Genomic DNA, 24,409 nt, shown 5'->3' with positions numbered 1-24,409 from the left:
CTCAGGCAGTCGCCAGCGCCGCCAGCACCAGCTCGCAGCTGCGCTGGCAGTACTCGGCCAGCACCGTGCGGATGCGCAGCTGGTCACGGGCCACCACGGCCTCGAGCAGGTTGGCAAACAGCACCAGGAAGTCGTTCATATTGGCCTTGCGCTGGTCCAGTGCCAGGTAATAGGCACGACTCATGGCCGGCTGCAGGTTCTCGACGGTTTCCTGCAAGTAGGGGTTGTCGGCAAACGGATAGGCAGCGCGCATCACCGTGAAGCTGTCTTCGACGAAGGCACGGATGTCCTGACGCTCAAAAGCGCTGGTCAGTCGCTGCTGGATCTTGAGGAACGGCAGCAGGTCAGCGTCATTGCGCCAGTGCTGTGCCACGGCGTTGCCGAGCAAGGTGTACAGCTCGCCCATCAACGTGCACAGACTGCGCACGTTGTGCTCGTCGAGCTCGGTCACGTGGGCACCACGACGCGGCAGGATGGTCACCAGATGGCGGCGCTCGAGGATCAGCAGCGCCTCGCGCACCGAACCACGGCTGACATTCAACGCCTGGGTAACCTTCTGCTCCTGGATACGTTCGGCAGGCTTGAGCTCGCCGCGGATGATCCGCTCGGCCAGGTAATGGGCAATTTGCTCGGAGAGGCTGTCCGGCGCCTTGAACGTCATGGTTTTCCTTCAAAATCATTGAACTGTGCACAAGCGCCGAATTGTAGCGCACTTGCCCCCACGCCGCGCAGTGGCCATTTGGCAGAAGTTGGCACGATTAGCGCAAAAGATTCGGATCACACAGGGCCAACTATGCTCATAACTGAGCACCTGTAAAAGGGCGGAAGCGCCACGAGAAATTTCCTGACCCGAAGGTCAGAAAATTGTTGACCTGAAAATCAAGTCTGCTTACAGTCCGCTCAACAACAATAAGTCGCTTGTGAGGCCTTCCCGTGATCCAGTTTCTACTTAACCAGGAGCTGCGCAGTGAGCATGCCCTGGACCCCAACCTGACAGTCCTCGAGTATCTTCGTGAACACCTGGGCAAGTCCGGTACCAAGGAAGGCTGCGCCAGCGGCGATTGCGGCGCCTGCACCGTGGTGGTCGGCGAGCTGGCGCAGAACGATGACGGCCGCGAGCACATCCGCTACCGCAGCCTCAACTCGTGCCTGACCTTCGTCTCCTCGCTGCACGGCAAACAGCTGATCAGCGTCGAAGGCCTCAAGCACCAGGGCAAGCTGCACAGCGTGCAGCAGGCCATGGCCGACTGCCATGGTTCGCAATGCGGCTTCTGCACCCCGGGCTTCGTCATGTCGCTGTTTGCCCTGCAAAAGAACAGCGACGCCCCCGACCTGCACAAGGCCCAGGAAGCCCTGGCCGGCAACCTCTGCCGCTGCACCGGCTACCGGCCGATCCTGGCCGCTGCCGAACAGTCCTGCTGCCAGGCCAAGCCTGATCAGTTCGATGCCAGCGAAGCCCAGACCATCGCCCGCCTCAAAGCTATCGCCCCAAGCGAAACCGGTGAGCTCAACAGTGGCGACAAGCGCTGCCTGGTGCCGCTGACCGTGGCCGACCTTGCCGACCTCTACAGCTCGCACCCCGAAGCCCGGTTGCTGGCTGGCGGTACCGACCTGGCGCTGGAAGTCACCCAGTTCCACAAGACCCTGCCGGTGATGATCTATGTCGGCAACGTCGCCGAACTCAAGCGCATCGAGACTCACGACCAGCACCTGGAAATCGGCGCAGCCACGCCATTGACCGACTGCTACGACGCCCTGAGCCGCGAGTACCCGGACTTCGGCGAGTTGCTGCACCGCTTTGCCTCACTGCAAATCCGTAACCAGGGCACCCTCGGCGGCAACATCGGCAACGCCTCGCCGATCGGTGACTCGCCGCCCCTGCTGATTGCCCTGGATGCGCAGATCGTTTTACGCAAGGGTGAAAACACCCGCACCCTGGCGCTGGAAGACTACTTCATCGACTACCGCATCACCGCGCGCCAGGATAGCGAGTTCATCGAGAAGATCGTCGTGCCACGGGCCCGTGCCGACTGGGCGTTCCGCGCCTACAAGGTGTCCAAGCGCCTGGACGATGACATCTCGGCAGTCTGCGCGGCGTTCAACCTGCGCATCAGCAACGGCGTGGTCGAGGCTGCACGCATTGCTTTCGGCGGCATGGCGGCGATCCCGAAACGGGCCCGCGCCTGCGAAACAGCGCTAGTCGGCAAGGCCTGGAACCAGGCCAGCATCGAGCGCGCCTGCCAGGCCCTGGCAGAGGACTTCACGCCGCTTTCGGATTTCCGTGCCAGCAAAGAATACCGCCTGCTCAGCGCGCAGAACCTGCTGCGCAAATACTTCATCGAACTGCAAACACCGCACATCGAAACTCGGGTGACCGCTTATGTCTAACCATCACGTCGCCAAAAGCCAGGCAGAGCTGGCCGAACTGTTCAGCCAGGACCTGACCACCGGGGTTGGCCGCAGCCTCAAGCACGATAGCGCCGACAAGCATGTGTCGGGCGAAGCGGTGTACATCGATGATCGCCTGGAGTTCCCCAATCAGCTGCATGTCTATGCGCGGCTGTCCGACCGCGCCCATGCACGGGTGCTGAGCATCGACACCAGCCCCTGCTACGCCTTCGAAGGCGTGCGCATCGCCATCACCCATGAAGACATACCGGGCCTCAAGGACATCGGCCCGCTGCTGCCCGGTGACCCGCTGCTGGCCATCGACACCGTCGAGTTCGTTGGCCAGCCGGTGGTCGCCGTCGCTGCCCGCGACCTGGATACCGCGCGCCGCGCGGCCATGGCCGCGATCATCGAATATGAAGACCTGGAGCCAGTGCTGGATGTGGTCGAGGCCCTGCGCAAGAAACACTTCGTGCTCGACAGCCACACCCACCAGCGCGGTGACTCGGTCAGCGCCCTGGCCAGCGCCCCGCATCGCCTGCAGGGCACCCTGCACATCGGCGGCCAGGAGCACTTCTACCTGGAAACCCAGATCTCCTCGGTGATGCCCACCGAAGACGGCGGAATGATCGTCTACTGCTCGACCCAGAACCCCACCGAAGTGCAGAAGCTGGTGGCGGAAGTCCTCGACGTGCCAATGAACAAGATCGTCGTTGACATGCGCCGCATGGGCGGTGGTTTCGGCGGCAAGGAAACCCAGGCGGCCAGCCCCGCCTGCCTGTGCGCAGTGATCGCGCACCTCACCGGCCAGCCGACCAAGATGCGCCTGCCGCGGGTCGAAGACATGCTCATGACCGGCAAGCGCCACCCGTTCTACATCGAATACGACGTCGGCTTCGATGACAACGGCCGCCTGCACGGTATCAATTTCGACCTGGCCGGCAACTGCGGCTGCTCGCCGGACCTCTCGGCGTCGATCGTCGACCGCGCCATGTTCCACGCCGACAACGCCTATTACCTGGGCGATGCCACCATCCATGGCCACCGCTGCAAGACCAACACCGCGTCGAACACCGCCTACCGCGGCTTCGGTGGCCCGCAAGGCATGGTCGCCATCGAAGAGGTCATGGACCACATCGCCCGCCACCTGGCCCTCGACCCGCTGGCGGTGCGCAAGGCCAACTACTATGGCAAGACCGAGCGCAACGTCACCCATTACTACCAGACCGTCGAGCACAACATGCTCGAAGAGATCACCGCCGAGCTCGAAACCAGCAGCGATTATGCCGAGCGCCGCGAGTCGATCCGCCGCTTCAACGCCAACAGCCCGATCCTCAAAAAAGGCCTGGCGCTGACCCCGGTGAAGTTCGGTATCTCGTTCACTGCCAGCTTCCTCAACCAGGCTGGCGCCCTGGTGCACATCTACACCGATGGCAGCATTCACCTGAACCACGGCGGCACCGAAATGGGCCAGGGCCTGAACACCAAGGTGGCACAGGTGGTGGCCGAAGTGTTCCAGGTGGATTTCCAACGCATCCAGATCACTGCGACCAACACCGACAAGGTGCCCAACACCTCGCCGACCGCCGCCTCCAGCGGCGCCGACCTGAACGGCAAGGCGGCGCAGAATGCCGCCGAGATCCTCAAGAAACGCCTGACCGAGTTCGCCGCCCGTCAATACAAGGTCAGCGAGGAAGACGTCGAGTTTCGCAACGGCCACGTGCGTGTGCGCGATGAAATCCTCAGTTTCGAAGCCCTGGTGCAACAGGCATATTTTGCTCAGGTGTCGCTGTCGAGCACCGGCTTCTACAAGACCCCGAAAATCTACTACGACCGCAGCCAGGCCCGCGGCCGGCCGTTCTACTACTTCGCCTTCGGTGCGGCCTGTGCCGAGGTGATCGTCGACACCCTGACCGGCGAATACAAGATGCTGCGCACCGACATCCTTCACGATGTGGGCGCCTCGCTGAACCCGGCCATCGACATCGGCCAGGTCGAGGGCGGGTTCATCCAGGGCATGGGCTGGCTGACCACCGAAGAGCTGGTATGGAACGCCAAGGGCAAGCTGATGACCAACGGCCCGGCCAGCTACAAGATCCCGGCGGTGGCCGACATGCCGGTGGATTTGCGCGTCAAGCTGGTGGAGAACCGCAAGAACCCGGAAGACACGGTGTTCCACTCCAAGGCCGTGGGTGAGCCGCCGTTCATGCTCGGCATTGCCGCCTGGTGCGCGATCAAGGACGCCGTGGCGAGCCTGGGCGACTACCGCGTGCACCCGCTGATCGATGCGCCGGCGACGCCGGAGCGGGTGCTCTGGGGTTGCGAGCAGGTGCGCAAAGCGGTGGCGGCGCAACAGCCTGCTACCGAGGTTGAGACAGTGACACCGTGAGTCCGCTATCGCTGGCAAGCCAGCTCCCACAGGATCTGTGTACACCGGACCTGTGGGAGCTGGCTTGCAAGCGATGAGGCCAGAACAGGCACCGTAGAGGTAACTGAATAATGCACACCTGGATCAACGCCCTGTCCGACCTGCAATCTCGCGGCGAGCCCTGCGTACTGGTGACCATCATCGAAGAACGTGGCTCGACGCCACGCAACGCCGGCTCGAAAATGGTCGTCAGCGCCGAGCAGCTGTTCGACACCATCGGCGGCGGCCACCTGGAATACAAGGCCATGCACATCGCCCGGCAGATGCTTGCCGAGCGCCGTGAAGCGCCGCACCTGGAACGCTTCAGCCTCGGCGCCAGCCTCGGCCAGTGCTGCGGCGGCGCCACCGTGCTGCTGTTCGAACCGATGGGCCAGGTCCAGGCGCAGATCGCCGTGTTCGGCGCAGGCCATGTCGGCCGCGCTCTGGTACCCTTGCTCGCCGCCTTGCCCTGCAAGGTGCGCTGGATCGATTCGCGCGAGCAGGAATTCCCCGAGCACATGCCGGCCGGGGTCAGCAAGATCGTCAGCGAAGAGCCGGTGGATGAAGTCGATGACCTGCCCGCTGGCAGCTACTGCATCGTCATGACCCACAACCATCAGCTGGATCTGGAACTGACCGCAGCGATCCTCAAACGCAATGACTTCACCTGGTTCGGCCTGATCGGCTCGAGGACCAAGCGCGTCAAGTTCGAGCATCGCCTGCGTGAACGCGGCTTTGCCGAGGAGCGCCTGCAGCGCATGCGCTGCCCGATGGGCATCGCCGAGGTCAAGGGCAAGCTGCCGATCGAGATCGCCGTGTCGATCGCCGCCGAAATCATTGCCACCTACAACGCCAGCTTTGGCCAGCACAACAACGCTGCCAACGCCGGCCCCATTGCCCAATTGCTGCCGCCGTCACGGCGCAGCCAAGCCATATGACGAGAGCCCTATGAGCGCAACCCGCAAAGCCTACCGTGCCGCCATCCTGCACAGCATCGCCGACCCAGCCGAAGTAGGCGTCGAAGCCTCCTATCAGTATTTCGAAGACGGCCTGATGCTGATCGACAACGGCAAGATCAGCGCCCTGGGCCATGCCCGCGACCTGCTGCCGACCCTGGCGGCTGACATCGAGGTTGAGCATTACCAGGATGCCCTGATCACCCCGGGCTTCATCGACACGCATATCCACTTCCCGCAGACCGGCATGATCGGCTCCTACGGCGAGCAGTTGCTGGACTGGCTCAACACCTACACCTTCCCCTGCGAGAAGCAGTTTGCCGACAAGGCGCATGCCGACAAGGTCGCAAAGATCTTCATCGAAGAACTGCTGCGCAACGGCACCACCACCGCCCTGGTGTTCGGCAGCGTGCACCCCGAATCGGTCAATGCCTTCTTCGAACACGCCGAGCGCCTGGACCTGCGGATGATTGCCGGCAAGGTGATGATGGACCGCAATGCCCCGGACTACCTGACCGACACCGCCGAATCCGGCTATATCCAGAGCAAGGCGCTGATCGAGCGCTGGCATGGCAAAGGCCGCCTGCACTACGCGGTGACCCCGCGCTTTGCGCCGACCAGCACCCCGGAGCAACTGACCCTGGCCGGCCAGTTGCTGGGCGAATACCCCGACCTGTACATGCACACCCACCTGAGCGAAAACCTCAAGGAAATCGACTGGGTCAAGGCGCTGTTCCCGGAGCGCAAGGGCTACCTGGACGTCTACGATCACTTCAAGCTGCTCGGCCAGCGCTCGGTGTTCGCCCACGGCGTGCACCTGTGCGACGACGAATGCCAGCGCCTGGCAGAAACCGGCTCGGCCGTGGCCTTCTGCCCGACCTCCAACCTGTTCCTCGGCAGCGGCCTGTTCAACCTGCCGCAAGCCGAGAAGTTCAAGGTCAAGGTCGGTTTGGGCACCGACGTCGGGGCCGGTACCAGCTTCTCGCTGCTCAACACCCTGAATGAAGCCTACAAGGTCATGCAACTGCAGGGCGCGCGCCTGAGCCCGTTCAAGTCACTGTACCTGGCGACCCTGGGCGGCGCCCGGGCGCTGAGCCTGGACGACCGTATCGGCAGCCTGCGGCCCGGCAACGATGCCGACTTCGTGGTACTCGATTACAAGGCCACGGCGCTGATGGACTACCGCCTCCAGCAGTCGAACAGCATCGACGAGACGCTGTTCGTGCTGATGACCCTGGGCGACGACCGTACCGTCAAGCAGACCTTCGCCGCCGGCCGCTGCGTACACCAGCGCTAAGGCTCGCGCGCCAGCCCCCGGTACAAGGCGCCGCCGATCACTGCCCCGATCAGCGGCGCCACCCAGAACAACCACAGCTGCTGCAGCGCCCAGCCACCGACGAAAATCGCCGGCCCCGTGCTGCGCGCCGGGTTCACCGAGGTGTTGGTGACCGGAATCGAGATCAGGTGGATCAGCGTCAGGGCCAGGCCGATGGCAATCGGTGCAAAGCCCGCCGGGGCACGGCTGTCGGTGGCGCCCATGATGATCAGGATGAACATCGCGGTCATCACCACTTCACTGGCAAAGCCTGCCGCCAACGAGTAGCCGCTGGGGGAATGCTCGGCATAGCCATTGGACGCCAACCCCGCCGACAACTCAAAGCCCGCCTTGCCGCTGGCAATGAAGTAGATCAGCGCTGCGCCGAGAATCGCGCCAATCACCTGGGCGATGACGTAGGGCAGCAGGTCCTTGAGCGGAAAACGCCCGCCCACCACCAGCCCGAGCGACACCGCGGGGTTGAGGTGGCATCCGGAAATATGGCCGATGGCGAAAGCCATGGTCAGCACGGTCAGGCCAAAGGCCATGGCCACCCCGACCAGGCCGATACCGATGGGGAGCGACGCGGCGATCACCGCACTACCGCAGCCACCCAGCACCAGCCAGAACGTCCCGATCAGTTCAGCACCCATGCGTTTGCTCAGGGGCATCGACATATACCTGTCCTCAAGTAGTTGAAGTTCTACGCATAGCGCGCAAGCCCAACTGCTTGATGAAGGTTTGCGGTGGATCAGGTGAGAATCTAGCAGAGGCTGGATAACCTGCCAGTGGCCGGAAAGCATCGCGGGGCAAGTCGAATCGTCGCACCGCGATTGGGTGTTACTGGCCTTCAACCCTTGAGCGGTGCAACCCCACCACGCTTCTTGGTCTGCAGCAGGTGCGAGAACACCGCATGCAGGTCATCCGACGCGCTGTCTTCGTCGAGGTTGAGCTTGCTGTCGATGTGGTCCATGTGGTGCATCATCAGGCTCACCGCCTGGTTGACGTCACGGGCCTCGATGGCGTCGATCAGTTGCATGTGCTCGTCGTAGGAGCAATGCGAACGGTTGCCGCTTTCGTACTGGGCAATGATCAACGAGGTTTGCGACACCAGGCTGCGCTGAAAGCTGATCAGCGGCGCATTGCCTGCAGCCTCTGCCAGCTTGAGGTGAAACTCGCCGGACAAACGAATGCCGGCGCCGCGATCGCCACGGGAGAAGCTGTCGCGCTCCTCGCGGACCATCTGGCGCAGCTCGTTGAGTTGCTCGGCGGTGGCATGCTCGACCGCAAGCTCGGTGATGGCGCGCTCGACCATGCGCCGCGAGAAGAACACCTGGCGGGCTTCCTCGACCGTCGGGCTGGCCACTACCGCGCCGCGGTTGGGCCGCAGCAGCACCACGCTTTCGTGGGCCAGGCGCGACAGGGCGCGGCGGATGATGGTGCGGCTGACGCCGAAGATCTCGCCCAGGGCTTCCTCGCTCAACTTGGTACCCGGCGCCAGACGCTGCTCGAGGATGGCCTCGAAAATGTGCGCATAGACGATATCGTCCTGGGTTCCGCTACGACCGGCCTTGCCGGTACGCACTGGTTTCTTGAGAGGTTGCAGCTGTTCGTTCATGGGCACTCGAGCACGGAGATCCGCCAGTCGGACCCTGACTGTAATACCAGCCAGAGGGGCGATGGCAAGTCCTGGTAAGAAAATTAAACGATTAAGGTATTGGCACATTGTACACAGCCGCAGGGATTTCTGCAGGTGGCGATAGCCTTTATAGCTGCACAGGCAAATTATCTGAGCACAACAACGAAAACATTATTTGCATTCTTTGTATACAAACGCATAATCCATCCGTGCAACTTCCTGACCCAGAAGTCAACAAACGGTCCGGTGGCCTGCCATCCCATCCGCCTCACAGAGCCCCCCAGTGCGTGCGCAGGACTGGCTCTGGAAAACAAGAAAAGACTTGAGGAGTACACGCTGTGGAAAGCCGCAAATCCGACGCCCCTACGCTGGATCTTGCCCCACCGCTCGAAACGAGCTGGCTGGAGCGGATTTTCAAACTCAAGCTACATGGCACCACCGTCAAAACCGAAATGATCGCCGGGTTGACCACCTTCATCACCATGGCCTACATCATCTTCGTCAACCCCAACATCATGGCCGATGCTGGCATCGATCACGGCGCGGCGTTCGTCGCCACCTGCATCGCCGCCGCCCTCGGCTGCCTGTTGATGGGCCTGTACGCCAACTGGCCAGTAGGCTTGGCACCGGGCATGGGGCTCAACGCCTTCTTTACCTACACCGTGGTCGGGACCATGGGCTACACCTGGGAAGCTGCGCTGGGCGCAGTGTTCGTCTCCGGGGTGCTGTTCATGCTGCTGACCTTGTCGCGGGTGCGCGAATGGCTGCTCAACAGCATTCCAGTCAGCCTGCGTCATGCCATGGGTGCCGGCGTCGGATTGTTTCTCGGACTGATCGGTCTTAAAACCGCAGGGATTGTCGTCGACAGCCCGGCGACCCTGATCAAGCTCGGCTCGCTGCACGAGCCTGGCCCGCTGCTGGCGGCCATCTGCTTTTTGATGATCGCGGTGCTCAGCTACCACCGGGTGTTCGGCGCGATCCTGATCAGCATCATCAGCGTCACCCTCGCCGGCTGGGGCCTGGGCCTGGTGGAGTACGGCGGATTGTTCTCGCTGCCGCCGAGCCTGGCGCCGACCTGGATGGCCATGGATGTCGCCGGCGTGTTCAACGTCAGCATGATTGCCGTGGTCTTCGCCTTCCTCTTCGTGCACATGTTCGACACCGCCGGCACCCTGATGGGCGTGGCCCAACGGGCCAACCTGGTGAATGCCGACGGGCGCATCGAAAACCTGTCGCGGGCGCTCAAGGCCGACAGTGCATCGAGTGTGTTCGGTGCCGTGGTCGGCGTACCACCGGTGACCAGTTATGTAGAGAGTGCTGCCGGGGTCGCCGCCGGTGGCCGTACCGGGCTGACTGCCGTGGTGGTCGGCCTGTTCTTCATCGCCGCGATGTTCTTCGCCCCGCTGGCCGGGATGATTCCGGCCTATGCGACTGCCGGTGCCTTGATCTACGTGGCGATGCTGATGATGGGCAGCATGGCCCATATCGATTGGGACGAAGCCACCGACAGCATTCCGGCAATCGTCACCGCGATCATGATGCCGCTGACCTTCTCGGTCGCCGACGGCATCGCCCTGGGCTTTATCACCTATGTGGTGCTCAAGGCCGGGACCGGGCGCTACAAGGAGATCTCGGCAAGCCTGTGGGTGCTGACGGCGATCTTCATTGCCAAGTTCGTGTTCCTCTAAACACGGCACACTGCTACAACAGAGCCTCACCTTCGGGTGGGGCTTTTTGTTGTCGGCTAAACAGTGCTGATGCCTGAGTGGTCCCTGTGGGATCTCGAATTACAGGCAAAAAAAAAGGTTCTTCACGGAATTTCGGGGACTATGAGCCTTGGGGTGGGGTTGGTTGCGAGCTTATCCATTCGGTGTGGCGCCGCTGCTGGCCCCTTCCGCCCTTACGGCGGCCTACTTTTCTCTTGGGAAAAGTAGGCAAAACCGCTTGCTACTGCATACGGCCCTACGCTGCGCTTCGGGTCCCTTCGCTACGGCGCCCTCCGGGGCATCGCGGCCTACGACTTGCTACGCCAAGTCTACGTCTCGCGTCTTCGGCTGACGCCGAAGGTGCTGCGCACTGCCCCTACAGGCACCTCCACTCAGCCTCCTGAAGTCGCTTTTGGCGGCGCCTGGAATTACGTGCATGAAGATCAAGATCAGCATCAAGATGAAGCAGGCCAGTCCTCGCTTTGGGGTCAGTTTGGCTACGCCATAATCTGCTTTCGCAGATACGCCAGTGCAGGCGCCGCCCGTAACTTCGCGACTTCAGGAGGCTGAGTGTAGGTGTCTGGAGGGGGCTGGTGCGCAGCACCCTTCGGCGTTAGCCGAAGACGCGAGACGTAGACTTGCGTAGCAAGTCGTAGGCCGCGATGCCCCTGGAGGACACCGAAGCGAAGGAACCCGAAGCGCAGCGTAGGGCCGTATGCGGGAGCGAGCGGTTTTGCCTACTTTTCCCAAGAGAAAAGTAGGACGCCGTAAAGGCGGAAGGGGCCGGCAGCGGCGCCACAGCAAATGGATAAGCTCGCAGCCGGAACAAGCCAAGCCAAGCCAAGGATCCTAGCCCCCCAGGATTCCATGAAGAACCATAAAAAAAGCCCGCAGTGTGAGCGGGCAAGGACCTACGAAGATTCTTCTAGCGACCAACTAGCTTCCACGGTAGGTCGAGTAACTGTACGGCGAGATCAACAACGGTACGTGGTAGTGATCCTGCTCGGCACTGATGCCGAAACGCAGCACCACCACATCAAGGAAAGCAGGCTCGGGCAATTGCACGCCGCGGGCACGGTAGTAGTCGCCGGCGCTGAACTGCAACTGGTAGACGCCGCTGCGATAATCATCGCCTTGCAGCAGCGGCGCGTCGCAACGGCCATCGCTGTTGGTCAGGGTGGTGTTCACCAGTTCCAGCTGCTGGCCTTCGACCCGGTACAGCTCGACCTTGATCGAACTGCCAGGGCAGCCATGCGCGGCATCCAGTACATGCGTGGTCAAACGTCCCATTGCTTGCTCGCCTCTGTTCTATGTGTGGGCAAAAAATACCCGCACGCCAGGCTCAGAACGCCCGACAACGTGCGGCTGTCGGATTATTAAGACATTTTTCTTAAATATTGTACACAATAATTCAGTATTCTTTCCCGACACCCCGCCCCTCCCCTGTAAATACACCATCAGTCGCAAAACCACGCCACTGGCCGACGTGCCCGTCATTAGCTGACCGATCAGGCAGGTTTCTTGCAGGGCTCCTTATAGAGGCTGGAGTGGGTAAAAAGGCAAAGAAAAGCGAAAAAACAGGCTTACAAATCGCAAACAAAGTTGTATACAATCATTCCATCGTCGTGGCCGATACCCTACCCGGGTGCCCACGCCCTCCGCATTCACGTACAAGAAGGAAGACTGCAGTGAGCGCTGATTACCCTCGCGACCTGATCGGTTACGGCAACACCCCACCCCATCCGCGCTGGCCGGGGAATGCCCGCATTGCTTTGTCTTTCGTGCTCAATTACGAGGAAGGTGGCGAACGCAACATCCTGCACGGGGATAAAGAGTCCGAAGCCTTCCTCTCGGAAATGGTCGCTGCCCAGCCACTGCAGGGCGCGCGCAACATGAGCATGGAATCGCTCTACGAGTATGGCAGCCGCGCTGGCGTCTGGCGCCTGCTCAAGCTGTTCAAGGACACTGGTGTGCCACTGACCATCTTCGCCGTGGCCATGGCCGCCCAGCGTCATCCGGACGTGATCCGCGCCATGGTCGAAGCCAGTCACGAGATCTGCAGCCACGGCTACCGCTGGATCGATTACCAATACATGGACGAGGCCCAGGAGCGCGAGCACATGCTCGAAGCCATCCGCATCCTCACCGAACTCACCGGCGAGCGTCCGCTGGGCTGGTACACCGGCCGCACCGGGCCGAATACCCGCCGCCTGGTGATGGAGGAAGGCGGCTTCCTCTACGACAGCGACACCTACGACGACGACCTGCCCTACTGGGAACAGAACAACCCGACCGGCAAGCCGCACCTGGTGATCCCCTACACCCTGGACACCAACGACATGCGCTTTACCCAGGTGCAGGGTTTCAACTGCGGCGAGCAGTTCTTCCAGTACCTCAAGGACGCTTTCGATGTGCTCTACGAAGAAGGCGCCGAGGCCCCGAAGATGCTCTCGATCGGCCTGCACTGCCGCTTGATCGGCCGCCCGGCGCGCCTGGCCGCGCTCAAGCGCTTCGTCGAGTACGCCAAGAGCCATGACCAGGTCTGGTTCGCCCGGCGCGTGGACATCGCCCGTCACTGGCATGCCACCCACCCTTTCCAAGCCGAGAAAGCACAATGACCGCATTCAAGACCCTGAAGCCTTCGAGCCTGGATCGCACAGCGTTCGTCGAAGCCTTCGCCGACATCTACGAACACTCGCCATGGGTTGCCGAGAAGGCCTACGACCTGGGCCAGTTGCAGGAAATCGAGCAGATCGAAGCCCTCCACCAGCGCATGAGCGACATCCTCCTGAGCGCCGACCACGCCGCTCAGCTGGCGCTGATCAACGCGCACCCGGACCTCGCCGGCAAGGCCGCGATCCAGGGTGAACTGACCGAATCGAGCACCCATGAACAGGCCGGCGCCGGTATCCACCAGTGCACCGCGCAAGAGTTCGAGCGCTTCACCGAACTCAACGATGCCTACAAAGAGAAATTCAAGTTCCCGTTCATCATGGCGGTCAAAGGCAGCAACCGGCACCAGATCCTCGCCGCCTTTGAGAAGCGCATCCACAACTCGGTCGAGGCCGAGTTCAAGGAAGCGCTGGCGCAGATCAACCTGATCGCCCTGTTCCGCCTGCTGCAGCTTTAAGGGCGTCGACCGCCGGGCTGGCCCGAGTGCGCTACGCGAGCGTACCCAGGGCCTGACCGGCGCAACAACGACACCCTCCACAACACAGAATAAAGAGAATCCGCATGCGCACTTTAGTGATTGAGCCCCTGAGCAAAGAAGCCTTCGCCCCTTTCGGTGACGTGATCGAAACCGACGGCAGCGACCACTTCATGATCAACAACGGCTCGACCATGCGCTTCCATCGTCTGGCCACGGTCGAAACCGCACAACCCGACGACAAGGCGATCATCAGCATTTTCCGCGCCGACGCGCTGGACATGCCCCTGACCGTACGCATGCTGGAGCGCCATCCGCAGGGCAGCCAGGCTTTCATTCCGCTGCTCGGCAACCCCTTTCTGATCGTGGTCGCGCCACTTGGCGATGTACCTGTATCGGGCCTGGTCCGTGCCTTCATCAGTAATGGAAGGCAGGGCATCAATTACCATCGCGGCGTCTGGCACCACCCGGTGCTGACGATCGAAAAGCGGGATGACTTCCTGGTGGTTGATCGCAGTGGCACTGGCAACAACTGCGATGAGCATTTTTTCAATGAGGATGAGCAATTGATCCTCGCCCCCCACCAATAAGAGAAGACCTGAGCACCCGGCTACAGGGTGCCAGGGTAGAGGTAAAGACTGTGGAAGCACATCTGTTGGAATGGCTGAACCTGAGCGTGCGTTGGGTTCACATGATCACTGGCGTGGCATGGATTGGCGCGTCGTTCTACTTTGTCTGGCTGGAAAACAACCTCAACCGGGCCAACCCGCGCGACGGTCTGTCCGGCGATCTCTGGGCCATTCACGGTGGCGGGATCTACCACCTGGAGAAGTACAAGCTGGCTCCGCCAAAAATGCCGGAGAACCTGCACTGGTTCAAATGGGAAGCCTACTTCACCTGGATGTCGGGTATCGCCCTGCTGTGCCTGGTGTTCTACTGGAACCCGACCCTCTACCTGCTGGCCCCTGGCAGCACCCTGAGCGGCGGTGAAGGCATTGCCATCGGTGTCGGTTCGCTGATCGCCGGCTGGTTCATCTATGACTTCCTCTGCGACTCGCCGCTGGGCAAGCGCCCTGGCCTGCTCGGCCTGGTGCTGTTCGTGCTGGTCATCGCCGCCTGCTACGGTTTCAGCCAGGTGTTCAGCGGCCGTGGCGCGTACCTGCACACTGGCGCGATCATCGGCACCATCATGGTCGGCAACGTGTTCCGCATCATCATGCCGGCCCAACGTCAGCTGGTAGCCGCCATCGAAGCCAACCAGACGCCGGACCCGCTGCTGCCGGCCAAGGGCCTGCTGCGCTCGCGGCACAACAACTACTTCACCCTGCCGGTGCTGTTCATCATGATCAGCAACCACTTCCCGAGCACCTATGGCAGCCAGTACAACTGGTTGATCCTGGCCGGTATCGCGGTGGCTGCGGTGTTGGTGCGTCACTACTTCAACACCCGTCATGACAGCAACAAATACGCCTGGACCCTGCCGGTCGGCGCCCTGGCGATGATCTGCCTGGCGTACGTCACCGGCCCAGCGCCGATGCCAAGCGCCCCTGAGCAGGCCGCCGCCAAGGTCGAGTACCAGCCGTTGCCGGAAACCGCCCTGGGTGGCAAGACCGCTGCCGAGAAAGCGGCTGAACAGGCCGCCGCCCCAGCCCAGCCTGCGGCATCTGCGCAAGCGCCCGCCGGTGCCACCGCCAAGCTCGACGATGCCGGTTTCGACAAGATCCACAGCGTCATCCAGGAACGTTGCACCGTGTGCCACTCGGCCAAGCCGACCAGCCCGCTGTTCAGCGCCGCGCCTGCCGGGGTGATGCTCGATACCCCGCAGCAGATCCAGCAACAGGCCGCGCGCATCCAGGCGCAAGCCGTGGCGACGCAGATCATGCCGCTGGGCAACATCACCCAGATGACCCAGCAGGAACGTGACCTGATTGGCGCCTGGGTCGCCAAGGGAGCACCGACCCACTGAGGCAGCCACACGCTGCCAGCTGTAAGCGACAAGCAAAAAGCTGCAAGCCAAGCGCAACCTCCTGCTTCTCCTTGAAGCTTGGCGCTTGAAGCTTGCAGCTCCAAGAATAAAAACAAAACCGAGGTGTTGCATGTCCGAGTCACGCAAGGCGTACATCCCTGTTGCGCCCCCACGACAGCCACTGCCCCTGTTCCAACTGTTCCTGGTGGGTCTGCAGCATGTGTTGCTGATGTACGGAGGCGCGATTGCCGTGCCGCTGATCATCGGTCAAGCCGCCGGACTTTCTCGTGAAGAAGTCGCTTTCCTGATCAATGCCGACCTGCTGGTCGCTGGTGTCGCCACCATCGTCCAGTCGTTCGGCATTGGCGCAGTCGGCATCCGCATGCCGGTGATGATGGGTGCAAGCTTTGCCGCGGTCGGCAGTATGGTGGCCATGGCCGGCATGCCTGGCGTCGGCCTGCAGGGGATTTTCGGTGCGACCATCGCCGCCGGCTTCTTCGGCATGGTCATTGCGCCGTTCATGTCCAAGGTCGTGCGTTTCTTCCCGCCGCTGGTGACCGGCACGGTCATCACCTCGATCGGCCTGTCACTGTTCCCGGTTGCGGTCAACTGGGCCGGCGGCGGTGCCGATGCCGCGCCCTTCGGCTCCCCCGTCTACCTGATCGTCGCCGGCCTGGTGCTGGCCACCATCCTGCTGATCAACCGCTTCATGCGTGGTTTCTGGGTCAATGTCTCGGTACTGATCGGCATGGGCCTGGGCTACATCCTTGCAGGTTCCATCGGCATGGTCGACCTCTCGGGCCTGAGTGAAGCGCCATGGGTGCAGGTGGTGACCCCGCTGCATTTCGGCATGCCGACCTTCAGCCTGGCGCCGATCCTGTCGATGTGCCTGGTGGTGGTGATCATCTTCGTCGAGTCCACCGGCATGTTCCTCGCCCTGGGCAAGGTCACCGACCGCGAAGTCACCCCCGGCATGCTGCGCCGCGGCCTGATGTGCGATGCCGGTGCGTCGTTCGTGGCCGGCTTTTTCAACACCTTCACCCACTCATCCTTCGCCCAGAACATCGGCCTGGTGCAGATGACCGGCGTGCGCTGCCGCTACGTCACCGTGGTCGCCGGCGGCTTTCTGATCCTGCTCAGCCTGCTGCCCAAAGCGGCGTTCCTGATTGCCTCGATTCCGCCTGCGGTGCTGGGCGGTGCGTCGATCGCGATGTTCGGCATGGTCGCCGCCACTGGCATCAAGATCCTCCAGGAAGCCGACATCGCCGACCGCCGCAACCAGTTGCTGGTGGCCGTCAGCGTCGGCATGGGCCTGATCCCGGTGGTGCGTCCGGAGTTCTTTGCCCAGATGCCACAGTGGATGGAGCCGATCACTCACAGCGGCATTGCCATGGCCACGGTCAGCGCCTTGATCCTCAACCTGCTGTTCAACATCCTCGGTGGCGCCGAACGCGCCGCCCACAACGATACCGTCCACCAGCACTGAGCCTTTGGGCGGCGCTTGCCGCCCGGCATCACCGAAGCATAGGCAAGGCCGTCGACCCGTGGGAGCGGGTCGGCCGGGGCGCTTCGCGCCAAAAAAAACCGAAAACCAACAATAACAAAGCCGGGAATCACAACATGAAAGGCATCACCACTTCCCTCCTGTTGGGTACCAGTCTGCTGGCCACCTTGCCAGCTGCCGCAGGGGACTTGCTGCTCTGGCACACCAACAGCCTCACCTACCTCTACGGCAAGGACTTCCAGGTCAACCCCGCGATCCAGCAGACGGTGACCTTCGAACATGCCAACAAGTGGAAGTACGGCGACACCTTCCTGTTCATCGACAAGATCTTCTACAACGGCGGCACCGACCGCAACAAAGGCAACAACACCTACTACGGTGAGTTCAGCCCGCGCCTGTCGTTCGGCAAGATCTTCGATCGCAAATTCGAGTTCGGTCCGATCAAGGACGTGTTGCTGGCCATGACCTACGAGTCTGGCGAAGGCGACAACGAGGCCTACCTGATCGGCCCCGGCTTTGACCTGGCGATCCCCGGCTTCAACTACTTCACCCTCAACATCATGCAGCGCAACACCGAAGGCAGCCGCCCGGGTGATCGCGTCTGGCAGATTACCCCGACCTTTTCCTACACCATCCCTGTGGGCAAATCCGACGTCCTGATCGACGGCTACATGGACTGGGTGGTGGACAACGACCAAAGCCGGCGCGGCACCTATCACGCCAACCTGCAGTTCAACCCGCAGGTCAAATACGACCTGGGCAAGGCCCTGAACCTTGGGGCCAAGCAGTTGTACGTGGGTATCGAGTACAGCTACTGGAAAGACAAATACGGCATCGAGAACAGTGGCCGGCTGGACACCAATCAGAGTGTTACCAGCGCTCTGGTTAAGGTTCACTTCTAAAAGCTGACCAAACGCACAGTTTTTGCCTCACCCGCTCCAGGACGGAGCACTTGAGGACCGGCGCGCAAGCCAGTAATCTGCGCGCCCCCTCGATCAGGGCAGGACGGATCCTGCCTGCGTTTGCTGACCGCTCAGTCAATGAATTCGGGCGGTTGGCAAGCGTCACGCCAACCTGAAATACCCTTTTCAACTGTTCAGAAAGACGTCGAGCAGGATTGCTTGTGACTGACCCGGAAGGTTGGTCCAGCTCTTGCCAAACGTCTGTGGCCAATCGAAAAAAACTGACCCGAAAGACAAGTATTTACCCAAAAGGTGCCACACCAGAGCACCACGAAGAATCCATCAAGGGAGCAACTACGCGATGCGTATTACCAACAGCCTGATCCTTGCCAGCGGCCTGCTGGCGGCCAGCACCGCCGCCACTGCCGGTGATCTGCTGCAATGGCAGAACAACAGCCTGACTTACCTGTGGGGCAAGAACTTTGCCGTCAACCCGTCGATCCAGCAGACCGTGACCTTCGAGCACGCCGATGCCTGGAAGTACGGCGACAACTTCATCTTCGTCGACAAGATCTTCTACAACGGTGGCAAGGACTTCAACAACGGCCCCAACACCTACTACGGCGAGATCAGCCCACGCCTGTCGTTCGGCAAGATCTTCGACCAGAAGCTGGCCTTCGGCCCGGTCAAGGACGTGCTGCTGGCGATGACCTACGAGTTTGGCGAAGGCGACACCGAGTCCTACCTGATCGGCCCGGGTTTCGACCTGGACATCCCAGGCTTCGACTACTTCCAGCTGAACTTCTACCAGCGCAACACCGAGGGCAGCCGTGCCGGTGACAACGTCTGGCAGATCACCCCGGTCTGGTCCTACACCATTCCTGTGGGCAAGTCCGACATCCTCATCGATGGCTTCATGGACTGGGTCGTGGACAACGACGCCACCAGCCGTCGTGGCACCTACCACGCCAACCTGCACTTCAACCCGCAGGTCAAGTACGACCTGGGCAAGGCGCTGAACTGGGGCGAGAAGCAGCTGTATGTCGGTTTCGAATACGACTACTGGAAGAACAAGTACGGCATCAAGGACAGCGACGCCTTCGATACCGATCAGAACACTGCCAGCTTCCTGGTCAAAGCGCACTTCTGATCAAAGAGGCAAAGCCCTTCGGGCTTTGATCGCCGGCAAGGCCGGCTCCCACAGGAGCGGTTCAACACCTGACCCTGTGGGAGCTGGCGTTGCCAGCGATGAGGCCATCAGCTTCTGACAGCACGCCAGAGCTTGCCGATCAGCGCAACCACTGCCAACACTGCAGCACCGGCGACAATCCCCACCCCGGCATTGAGCAGCGTACTGGTCAGCACCCCGCCGCGCCCTTCGCTGAAGGCTTCAATGGCATGGTGCAGTGGCGCCACGCCGTGGACCAGAATCCCGCCGCCGACCAGAAACATCGCCGCAGTGCCAATCACCGACAGGCTTTTCATCATGTATGGCGCCGCGCGCAGGATGCCGTTGCCGGTCGCCTTGGCCGCACTCGAGGCCTTCTGGGTCAGCCACAGGCCCAGGTCATCGAGCTTGACGATGCCGGCCACCAGGCCATAGACACCGATGGTCATGACAATGGCGATGCCCGAGAGCACGATGATTTGTTGAGTCAGCGGCGCATCGGCAACCGTGCCCAGGGTGATGGCGATGATCTCGGCCGACAGGATGAAGTCGGTGCGCACCGCGCCCTTGATCTTGTCTTGCTCGAAAGCCACCAGATCGACCGCAGGATCGGCCACCGCTTCCGTCAGCGCCACATGCTCGGCCTGGTCTTCTTCCTTGCTGTGGAGGAACTTGTGCGCGAGCTTCTCGAAGCCTTCAAAGCACAGGAATGCACCGCCGACCATCAGCAGCGGTGTCACCGCCCAGGGAATGAAGGCGCTGATCAGCAGCGCCGCCGGCACCAGGATCAGCTTGTTGAGGAACGAGCCCTTGGCCACCGCCCAGACCACCGGGATTTCCCGCTCGGCGCGCACGCCGGTAACCTGCTGGGCGTTGAGCGCCAGGTCGTCGCCCAGCACCCCCGCGGTCTTTTTTGCCGCGACCTTGGTCATTACCGAGACATCGTCGAGTACCGTGGCGATATCGTCGATCAATACCAGAAGACTGCTTCCTGCCATGTTTGCCTGATTCCAGCGGGTTGAGAGGGCCACAGTCTAGCTCAAAGTCGCCACCTTGAGCCGCTTGCGAACGCGGTGCTACCATGCGCAACCGCCCTCCCAGGCCCGGTGCCGCCAGCGGCCAGACACGAGGAACAGCGTCAACCATGAGCAGCATTCGCGAGCGCAACAAAGAACTGATCCTGCGCGCGGCCAGTGAAGAGTTTGCCGACAAGGGCTTCGCCGCCACCAAGACCAGCGACATCGCGGCCAAGGCCGGCCTGCCCAAGCCCAACGTCTATTACTACTTCAAGTCCAAGGAAAACCTCTATCGCGAGGTCCTGGAAAGCATCATCGAACCGATCATGCAGGCGTCGACGCCGTTCAATGCCGACGGCGACCCCAAAGAGGTATTGAGCGCCTACATCCGCTCCAAGGTACGCATCTCCCGCGACCTGCCGTTTGCGTCCAAGGTGTTCGCCAGCGAAATCATGCACGGCGCCCCGCACCTGAGCCCGAGCCAGGTCGAGCAGCTCAACGACCAGGCCCGGCACAACATCGAGTGCATCCAGGCCTGGATCGACCGCGGCCAGATCGCCCCGCTCGACCCGCATCACCTGATGTTCAGCATCTGGGCGGCGACCCAGACCTACGCTGACTTCGACTGGCAGATCTCGGTGGTCACCGGCAAGGCCAAGCTCGATGACAGCGATTATGAAGCGGCGGCGCAGACCATCATTCGCCTGGTGCTCAAGGGGTGTGAGCCGGACGCTTAGGCAAATTTGCCGAGATCCCTGTGGGAGCTGGCTTGCCAGCGATGAGGCCAGCGAGCGCTTTGCGCTCGATCGCTGGCAAGCCAGCTCCCACAGGTTCCGCGATAGGCCTTAAGCCGCTACACCGGCATCCGCCGTCAACCCCGCCTCCTCGACCGCACTGATCGCGCACTGCTCGTCGATATCCGAGGTATCGCCACTGATACCGATCGCCCCCAGCACCACGCCCTGCTGATTCCGAATCAGCACCCCACCCGGCGCCGGCACCACCGGGCTCTGGCCCAGGCCATTGAGCGCGGCAAAGAATGCCGGACGCTGTTGCGCGTCCAGCGCCAGCAGGCGCGACCCCTTGCCCAGGGCAATCGCGCCCCAGGCCTTGCCCATCGCCACTTGCGGGCGCAACAGGCTGGCGCCGTCTTCACGCTGCAGGGCCAGCAGATGCCCACCGTTATCCAGCACCGCCACGGTCAACGGCGCGGAGGAGATCTTGCGCCCGGCCACCAGCGCAGCGTTCACCAGGCTGACAGCGACTTTCAAGGTCAAAGCGTTCATGAAAAGGTCCTCTTGTTGTTAGAAGCCCTGAGGGCAGGTGTAAAAATCAATAGAACAAATAGAACACAATGGCGAACTTATTTGTATACAATATTTTCAGTGCGATGAACCAATTCTGACGAAATGCCATTTTTAAAGGCTTCCCGACGAAAGCACCGATCGCCGATGAAAATGGATTGACCAGAGTCGCTTGGCGTGAATACACTCTGGTGAAAAGCAATTTGTATACAATTACAAAATCAAAGAGGCACAAAACCATGAGCAAAATGAGAGCAATCGATGCAGCCGTTCTGGTGATGCGCCGCGAAGGTGTGGAAACCGCGTTTGGCATCCCGGGTGCAGCCATCAACCCCCTGTACTCGGCCCTGAAGAAAGTCGGCGGTATCGATCACGTCCTCGCTCGTCACGTTGAAGGCGCCTCGCACATGGCCGAGGGCTACACCCGCACCAAGGCCGGCAACATCGGCGTGTGCATCGGCACTTCCGGCCCTGCCGGCACCGACATGGTCACCGGCCTGTACAGTGCCTCGGCCGACTCCATCCCGATCCTGTGCATCACAGGGCAAGCGCCACGTGCGCGTATGCACAAGGAAGATTTCCAGGCCGTCGACATCACCAGCATCGTCAAGCCGGTGACCAAGTGGGCGACCACCGTTCTGGAGCCCGGCCAGGTGCCGTATGCGTTCCAGAAGGCGTTCTATGAAATGCGCTCCGGCCGCCCAGGCCCGGTGCTGATCGACCTGCCGTTCGACGTGCAGATGGCGGAAATCGAATTCGACATCGACGCCTACCAGCCGCTGCCCGTACAAAAGCCTGCGGCCAACCGCGTCCAGGTCGAGAAAGCCCTGGCCATGCTCGACAGCGCCGAACGCCCATTGCTGGTTGCCGGTGGCGGCATCATCAATGCCGATGCCTGCGACAAGCTGGTGGAATTCGCCGAGCTGACCGGTATTCCAGTAATCCCGACCCTGATGGGCTGGGGCATCATCCCCGACGATCACCCGCTGATGGTGGGCATGGTCGGCCTGCAGACGTCGCACCGCTACGGCAACGCCACCATGCTCAAGTCCGACGTGGTACTGGGTATCGGCAACCGTTGGGCCAACCGTCACACCGGCTCCGTTGACGTCTACACCGAAGGCCGTCGCTTCATCCACGTCGATATCGAACCGACCCAGATCGGCCGCGTCTTCACCCCGGACCTGGGTATCGTTTCCGACGCCGGCGCCGCCCTGGATGTATTCCTCGAAGTGGCCCGCGAGTGGAAAGCCGCCGGCAAGCTCAAGGACCGCAGCGCCTGGCTGGAAGATTGCCAACAGCGCAAATCGAGCCTGCAACGCAAGACCCATTTCGACAACGTGCCGGTCAAGCCACAGCGCGTTTACCAGGAAATGAACCAGGTATTCGGCAAGGACACCTGCTACGTCAGCACCATCGGCCTGTCGCAGATCGCCGGCGCGCAGTTCCTCCACGTCTACAAGCCGCGTCACTGGATCAACTGCGGCCAGGCCGGCCCGCTGGGCTGGACCATTCCTGCTGCGCTGGGCGTGGTCAAGGCTGACCCGACTCGCAAGGTCGTGGCGCTGTCCGGCGACTATGACTTCCAGTTCATGATCGAAGAGCTGGCGGTGGGCGCGCAGTTCAACCTGCCCTACGTCCACGTGCTGGTGAACAACTCCTACCTGGGCCTGATCCGCCAGGCCCAGCGCGGCTTCGAGATGGACTACTGCGTGCAACTGGCGTTCGAGAACGTCAACGCACCGGAACTCAATGGTTATGGTGTCGATCACGTCGCCGTGGTCGAAGGCCTGGGCTGCAAGGCCCTGCGCGTGACCGAGCCTGGCGAGATCGCCCCGGCCCTGCTCAAGGCGCAGAAACTGGCCGAAGAGTTCCGGGTACCGGTGGTGGTCGAGGTTATCCTCGAGCGCGTGACCAACATTTCCATGGGCACCGAAATCAACGCGGTCAACGAGTTCGAAGACCTGGCGCTGGTCGGCAACGACGCGCCAACCGCGATTTCCCTGCTCGACTGATCGCTGCGAAGGCCCTGATGCCGGGTGCACAGGGCCCCTTTTTGCAAGGAGACAACCATGCCACGTTTCGCCGCCAACCTGTCCATGCTGTTCACCGAGCAGGACTTCCTCGCCCGTTTCAAGGCCGCTGCCGACGCCGGCTTCAGCGGGGTCGAGTACCTGTTCCCATACGACTTCAGCTCGGCTGAAATCAAGCAGCAGCTCGATGCCCACGGCCTGACCCAGGTGCTGTTCAACCTGCCGGCCGGCGACTGGGCCAAGGGTGATCGCGGCATCGCCTGCGACCCGGCCCGCGTTGCAGAATTCCGCGCCGGTGTCGATCTTGCCATCGCCTATGCCCAGGTACTGGGCAACACCCAGGTCAACTGCCTGGCCGGCATCCGCCCGCAAGGCCCGGACTGCGCCACGGTGCGCACGACCTTCGTCGACAACCTCAAGTTTGCCGCCGACAAGCTGCAGGCCGCCGGGATCAAGCTGGTCATGGAAATGATCAACACCCGCGACATCCCCGGCTTCTACCTGAACACCACCCAACAGGCGCTGGAGATCCAGGCGCAAGTTGCCAGCAGCAACCTGTACCTGCAATACGACATCTATCACATGCAGATCATGGAAGGGGATCTTGCCCGTACCGTGGAAAGCAACCTGGCCAAGATCAACCACATCCAGCTGGCCGACAACCCGGGCCGCCACGAGCCAGGCACCGGCGAGATCAACTATCGCTTCCTCTTCGAACACCTGGACCGCATCGGCTACCAGGGCTGGGTGGGCTGTGAATACAAGCCGCTGACCACCACCGAAGCGGGCCTTGGCTGGCTGAAGACCCATAACGCGATCTGACGCACTGACGGGCCTCGACAATCCCTGTGGGAGCTGGCTTGCCAGCGATGAGGCCCTCACAGCTACACCGCATTGTTCCCATCGCTGGCAAGCCAGCTCCCACAGGGGCCCGGCCCGCCAGCCGAGATTGAATAA

The 24,409-nt window shown here is 61.8% G+C and carries 21 protein-coding genes; 15 read left to right on the top strand and 6 right to left on the bottom strand.

Features of this window, described 5'->3' with window-relative positions:
* Position 1 precedes the first annotated feature (1 nt).
* Positions 2-661, bottom strand: a complete 660-nt coding sequence (locus BV82_RS08650) for a GntR family transcriptional regulator (protein WP_036994367.1) — start codon at positions 659-661, stop codon at positions 2-4.
* Positions 662-933: 272 nt separating this feature from the next.
* Between BV82_RS08650 and xdhA the strand changes: the two genes are divergently transcribed.
* The 4 genes from xdhA (at position 934) to guaD (ending at position 7,048) form a co-directional block, all read left to right on the top strand.
* On the top strand, positions 934-2,388 hold the full coding sequence (gene xdhA / locus BV82_RS08645) for a xanthine dehydrogenase small subunit (protein ID WP_010226028.1): 1,455 nt from the start codon (positions 934-936) through the stop codon (positions 2,386-2,388).
* Positions 2,381-4,777, top strand: coding sequence for a xanthine dehydrogenase molybdopterin binding subunit (gene xdhB / locus BV82_RS08640; RefSeq protein WP_036994366.1), 2,397 nt, complete (start codon positions 2,381-2,383; stop codon positions 4,775-4,777). The genes xdhA and xdhB overlap by 8 nt, the downstream gene beginning before the upstream one ends.
* Before the next feature lie 110 nt (positions 4,778-4,887).
* On the top strand, positions 4,888-5,733 hold the full coding sequence (gene xdhC / locus BV82_RS08635) for a xanthine dehydrogenase accessory protein XdhC (protein ID WP_010226032.1): 846 nt from the start codon (positions 4,888-4,890) through the stop codon (positions 5,731-5,733).
* 10 nt (positions 5,734-5,743) lie between these two features.
* Positions 5,744-7,048 (top strand): guanine deaminase, encoded by a 1,305-nt coding sequence (gene guaD, locus BV82_RS08630; protein ID WP_010226034.1) that lies wholly within the window; start codon positions 5,744-5,746, stop codon positions 7,046-7,048.
* On the opposite strand, the gene aqpZ is transcribed toward guaD, so the two are convergent.
* Both aqpZ and BV82_RS08620 read right to left on the bottom strand, forming a co-directional pair.
* On the bottom strand, positions 7,045-7,737 hold the full coding sequence (gene aqpZ, locus BV82_RS08625; RefSeq protein ID WP_010226035.1) for an aquaporin Z: 693 nt from the start codon (positions 7,735-7,737) through the stop codon (positions 7,045-7,047). The genes guaD and aqpZ overlap by 4 nt on opposite strands.
* Before the next feature lie 179 nt (positions 7,738-7,916).
* Positions 7,917-8,684: a GntR family transcriptional regulator gene (locus tag BV82_RS08620; protein ID WP_036994364.1), complete on the bottom strand. Its 768-nt coding sequence runs from the start codon at positions 8,682-8,684 to the stop codon at positions 7,917-7,919.
* A 359-nt stretch (positions 8,685-9,043) separates the two neighbouring features.
* Between BV82_RS08620 and BV82_RS08615 the strand changes: the two genes are divergently transcribed.
* A complete protein-coding gene (locus BV82_RS08615; RefSeq protein WP_010226038.1) occupies positions 9,044-10,393 on the top strand; it encodes an NCS2 family permease in 1,350 nt (449 codons plus the stop codon).
* Positions 10,394-11,347: 954 nt separating this feature from the next.
* Here the strand turns inward: BV82_RS08615 and uraH are convergent.
* On the bottom strand, positions 11,348-11,701 hold the full coding sequence (gene uraH, locus BV82_RS08610) for a hydroxyisourate hydrolase (protein ID WP_010225132.1): 354 nt from the start codon (positions 11,699-11,701) through the stop codon (positions 11,348-11,350).
* Positions 11,702-12,099: 398 nt separating this feature from the next.
* Here uraH and puuE point away from each other — a divergent pair, with 398 nt between their 5' ends.
* From puuE to BV82_RS08575, 7 genes are all read left to right on the top strand, one after another.
* Complete coding sequence (gene puuE, locus BV82_RS08605; protein ID WP_036994363.1) at positions 12,100-13,029, top strand: allantoinase PuuE; 930 nt, start codon at positions 12,100-12,102, stop codon at positions 13,027-13,029.
* A complete protein-coding gene (gene uraD, locus BV82_RS08600; RefSeq protein WP_010225129.1) occupies positions 13,026-13,541 on the top strand; it encodes a 2-oxo-4-hydroxy-4-carboxy-5-ureidoimidazoline decarboxylase in 516 nt (171 codons plus the stop codon). Before puuE ends, uraD begins: the two co-directional genes overlap by 4 nt.
* 104 nt (positions 13,542-13,645) lie before the next feature.
* Positions 13,646-14,149: an ureidoglycolate lyase gene (locus BV82_RS08595; protein WP_010225127.1), complete on the top strand. Its 504-nt coding sequence runs from the start codon at positions 13,646-13,648 to the stop codon at positions 14,147-14,149.
* A 50-nt stretch (positions 14,150-14,199) separates the two neighbouring features.
* Complete coding sequence (locus BV82_RS08590) at positions 14,200-15,525, top strand: urate hydroxylase PuuD (protein WP_036994362.1); 1,326 nt, start codon at positions 14,200-14,202, stop codon at positions 15,523-15,525.
* A gap of 130 nt (positions 15,526-15,655) precedes the next feature.
* A complete protein-coding gene (locus BV82_RS08585) occupies positions 15,656-17,011 on the top strand; it encodes a nucleobase:cation symporter-2 family protein (protein ID WP_036994361.1) in 1,356 nt (451 codons plus the stop codon).
* A 134-nt stretch (positions 17,012-17,145) separates the two neighbouring features.
* Entirely contained in the window at positions 17,146-17,931 is a 786-nt protein-coding gene (locus BV82_RS08580) for an outer membrane protein OmpK (RefSeq protein WP_036994359.1), read from the top strand.
* 361 nt (positions 17,932-18,292) lie between these two features.
* Positions 18,293-19,081 carry an outer membrane protein OmpK gene (locus BV82_RS08575; protein ID WP_010225111.1) on the top strand — a complete coding sequence of 263 codons (789 nt, stop codon included), beginning with the start codon at positions 18,293-18,295 and terminating at the stop codon, positions 19,079-19,081.
* A gap of 107 nt (positions 19,082-19,188) precedes the next feature.
* On the opposite strand, the gene BV82_RS08570 is transcribed toward BV82_RS08575, so the two are convergent.
* Positions 19,189-20,097, bottom strand: a complete 909-nt coding sequence (locus BV82_RS08570; protein WP_036994357.1) for a DUF808 domain-containing protein — start codon at positions 20,095-20,097, stop codon at positions 19,189-19,191.
* A gap of 146 nt (positions 20,098-20,243) precedes the next feature.
* Between BV82_RS08570 and BV82_RS08565 the strand changes: the two genes are divergently transcribed.
* The gene (locus tag BV82_RS08565) at positions 20,244-20,852 is read left to right on the top strand and encodes a TetR/AcrR family transcriptional regulator (protein ID WP_010225109.1); all 609 of its coding nucleotides are present in this window, start codon (positions 20,244-20,246) and stop codon (positions 20,850-20,852) included.
* Between the two features lie 108 nt (positions 20,853-20,960).
* Here the strand turns inward: BV82_RS08565 and BV82_RS08560 are convergent, their stop codons facing one another.
* On the bottom strand, positions 20,961-21,401 hold the full coding sequence (locus BV82_RS08560; protein ID WP_036994355.1) for a GlcG/HbpS family heme-binding protein: 441 nt from the start codon (positions 21,399-21,401) through the stop codon (positions 20,961-20,963).
* Positions 21,402-21,658: 257 nt separating this feature from the next.
* Here BV82_RS08560 and gcl point away from each other — a divergent pair, with 257 nt between their 5' ends.
* Both gcl and hyi read left to right on the top strand, forming a co-directional pair.
* Positions 21,659-23,434, top strand: coding sequence for a glyoxylate carboligase (gene gcl / locus BV82_RS08555; protein WP_010225104.1), 1,776 nt, complete (start codon positions 21,659-21,661; stop codon positions 23,432-23,434).
* Positions 23,435-23,491: 57 nt separating this feature from the next.
* Positions 23,492-24,274, top strand: a complete 783-nt coding sequence (gene hyi / locus BV82_RS08550) for a hydroxypyruvate isomerase (RefSeq protein WP_010225103.1) — start codon at positions 23,492-23,494, stop codon at positions 24,272-24,274.
* The last annotated feature ends 135 nt before the right edge of the window (positions 24,275-24,409 follow it).

The organism is Pseudomonas donghuensis, from assembly GCF_000696345.2.
In the GTDB taxonomy this organism is placed as follows: Bacteria; Pseudomonadota; Gammaproteobacteria; order Pseudomonadales; family Pseudomonadaceae; genus Aquipseudomonas; species Aquipseudomonas donghuensis.
The sequence above is the reverse complement of the archived record's forward strand: the minus strand, read 5'-3'. Positions and strand labels throughout refer to the sequence as shown.

Excerpts from the sequence above, each read along its gene's own strand:
- BV82_RS08650 (WP_036994367.1), bottom strand. The coding sequence starts at position 661 with ATGACGTTCAAGGCGCCGGACAGCCTCTCCGAGCAAATTGCCCATTAC.
- xdhB (WP_036994366.1), top strand. The coding sequence starts at position 2,381 with ATGTCTAACCATCACGTCGCCAAAAGCCAGGCAGAGCTGGCCGAACTG.
- xdhC (WP_010226032.1), top strand. The coding sequence starts at position 4,888 with ATGCACACCTGGATCAACGCCCTGTCCGACCTGCAATCTCGCGGCGAG.
- guaD (WP_010226034.1), top strand. The coding sequence starts at position 5,744 with ATGAGCGCAACCCGCAAAGCCTACCGTGCCGCCATCCTGCACAGCATC.
- aqpZ (WP_010226035.1), bottom strand. The coding sequence starts at position 7,737 with ATGCCCCTGAGCAAACGCATGGGTGCTGAACTGATCGGGACGTTCTGG.
- BV82_RS08620 (WP_036994364.1), bottom strand. The coding sequence starts at position 8,684 with ATGAACGAACAGCTGCAACCTCTCAAGAAACCAGTGCGTACCGGCAAG.
- uraH (WP_010225132.1), bottom strand. The coding sequence starts at position 11,701 with ATGGGACGTTTGACCACGCATGTACTGGATGCCGCGCATGGCTGCCCT.
- uraD (WP_010225129.1), top strand. The coding sequence starts at position 13,026 with ATGACCGCATTCAAGACCCTGAAGCCTTCGAGCCTGGATCGCACAGCG.
- BV82_RS08595 (WP_010225127.1), top strand. The coding sequence starts at position 13,646 with ATGCGCACTTTAGTGATTGAGCCCCTGAGCAAAGAAGCCTTCGCCCCT.
- BV82_RS08585 (WP_036994361.1), top strand. The coding sequence starts at position 15,656 with ATGTCCGAGTCACGCAAGGCGTACATCCCTGTTGCGCCCCCACGACAG.
- BV82_RS08580 (WP_036994359.1), top strand. The coding sequence starts at position 17,146 with ATGAAAGGCATCACCACTTCCCTCCTGTTGGGTACCAGTCTGCTGGCC.
- BV82_RS08575 (WP_010225111.1), top strand. The coding sequence starts at position 18,293 with ATGCGTATTACCAACAGCCTGATCCTTGCCAGCGGCCTGCTGGCGGCC.
- BV82_RS08570 (WP_036994357.1), bottom strand. The coding sequence starts at position 20,097 with ATGGCAGGAAGCAGTCTTCTGGTATTGATCGACGATATCGCCACGGTA.
- BV82_RS08565 (WP_010225109.1), top strand. The coding sequence starts at position 20,244 with ATGAGCAGCATTCGCGAGCGCAACAAAGAACTGATCCTGCGCGCGGCC.
- BV82_RS08560 (WP_036994355.1), bottom strand. The coding sequence starts at position 21,401 with ATGAACGCTTTGACCTTGAAAGTCGCTGTCAGCCTGGTGAACGCTGCG.
- gcl (WP_010225104.1), top strand. The coding sequence starts at position 21,659 with ATGAGCAAAATGAGAGCAATCGATGCAGCCGTTCTGGTGATGCGCCGC.
- hyi (WP_010225103.1), top strand. The coding sequence starts at position 23,492 with ATGCCACGTTTCGCCGCCAACCTGTCCATGCTGTTCACCGAGCAGGAC.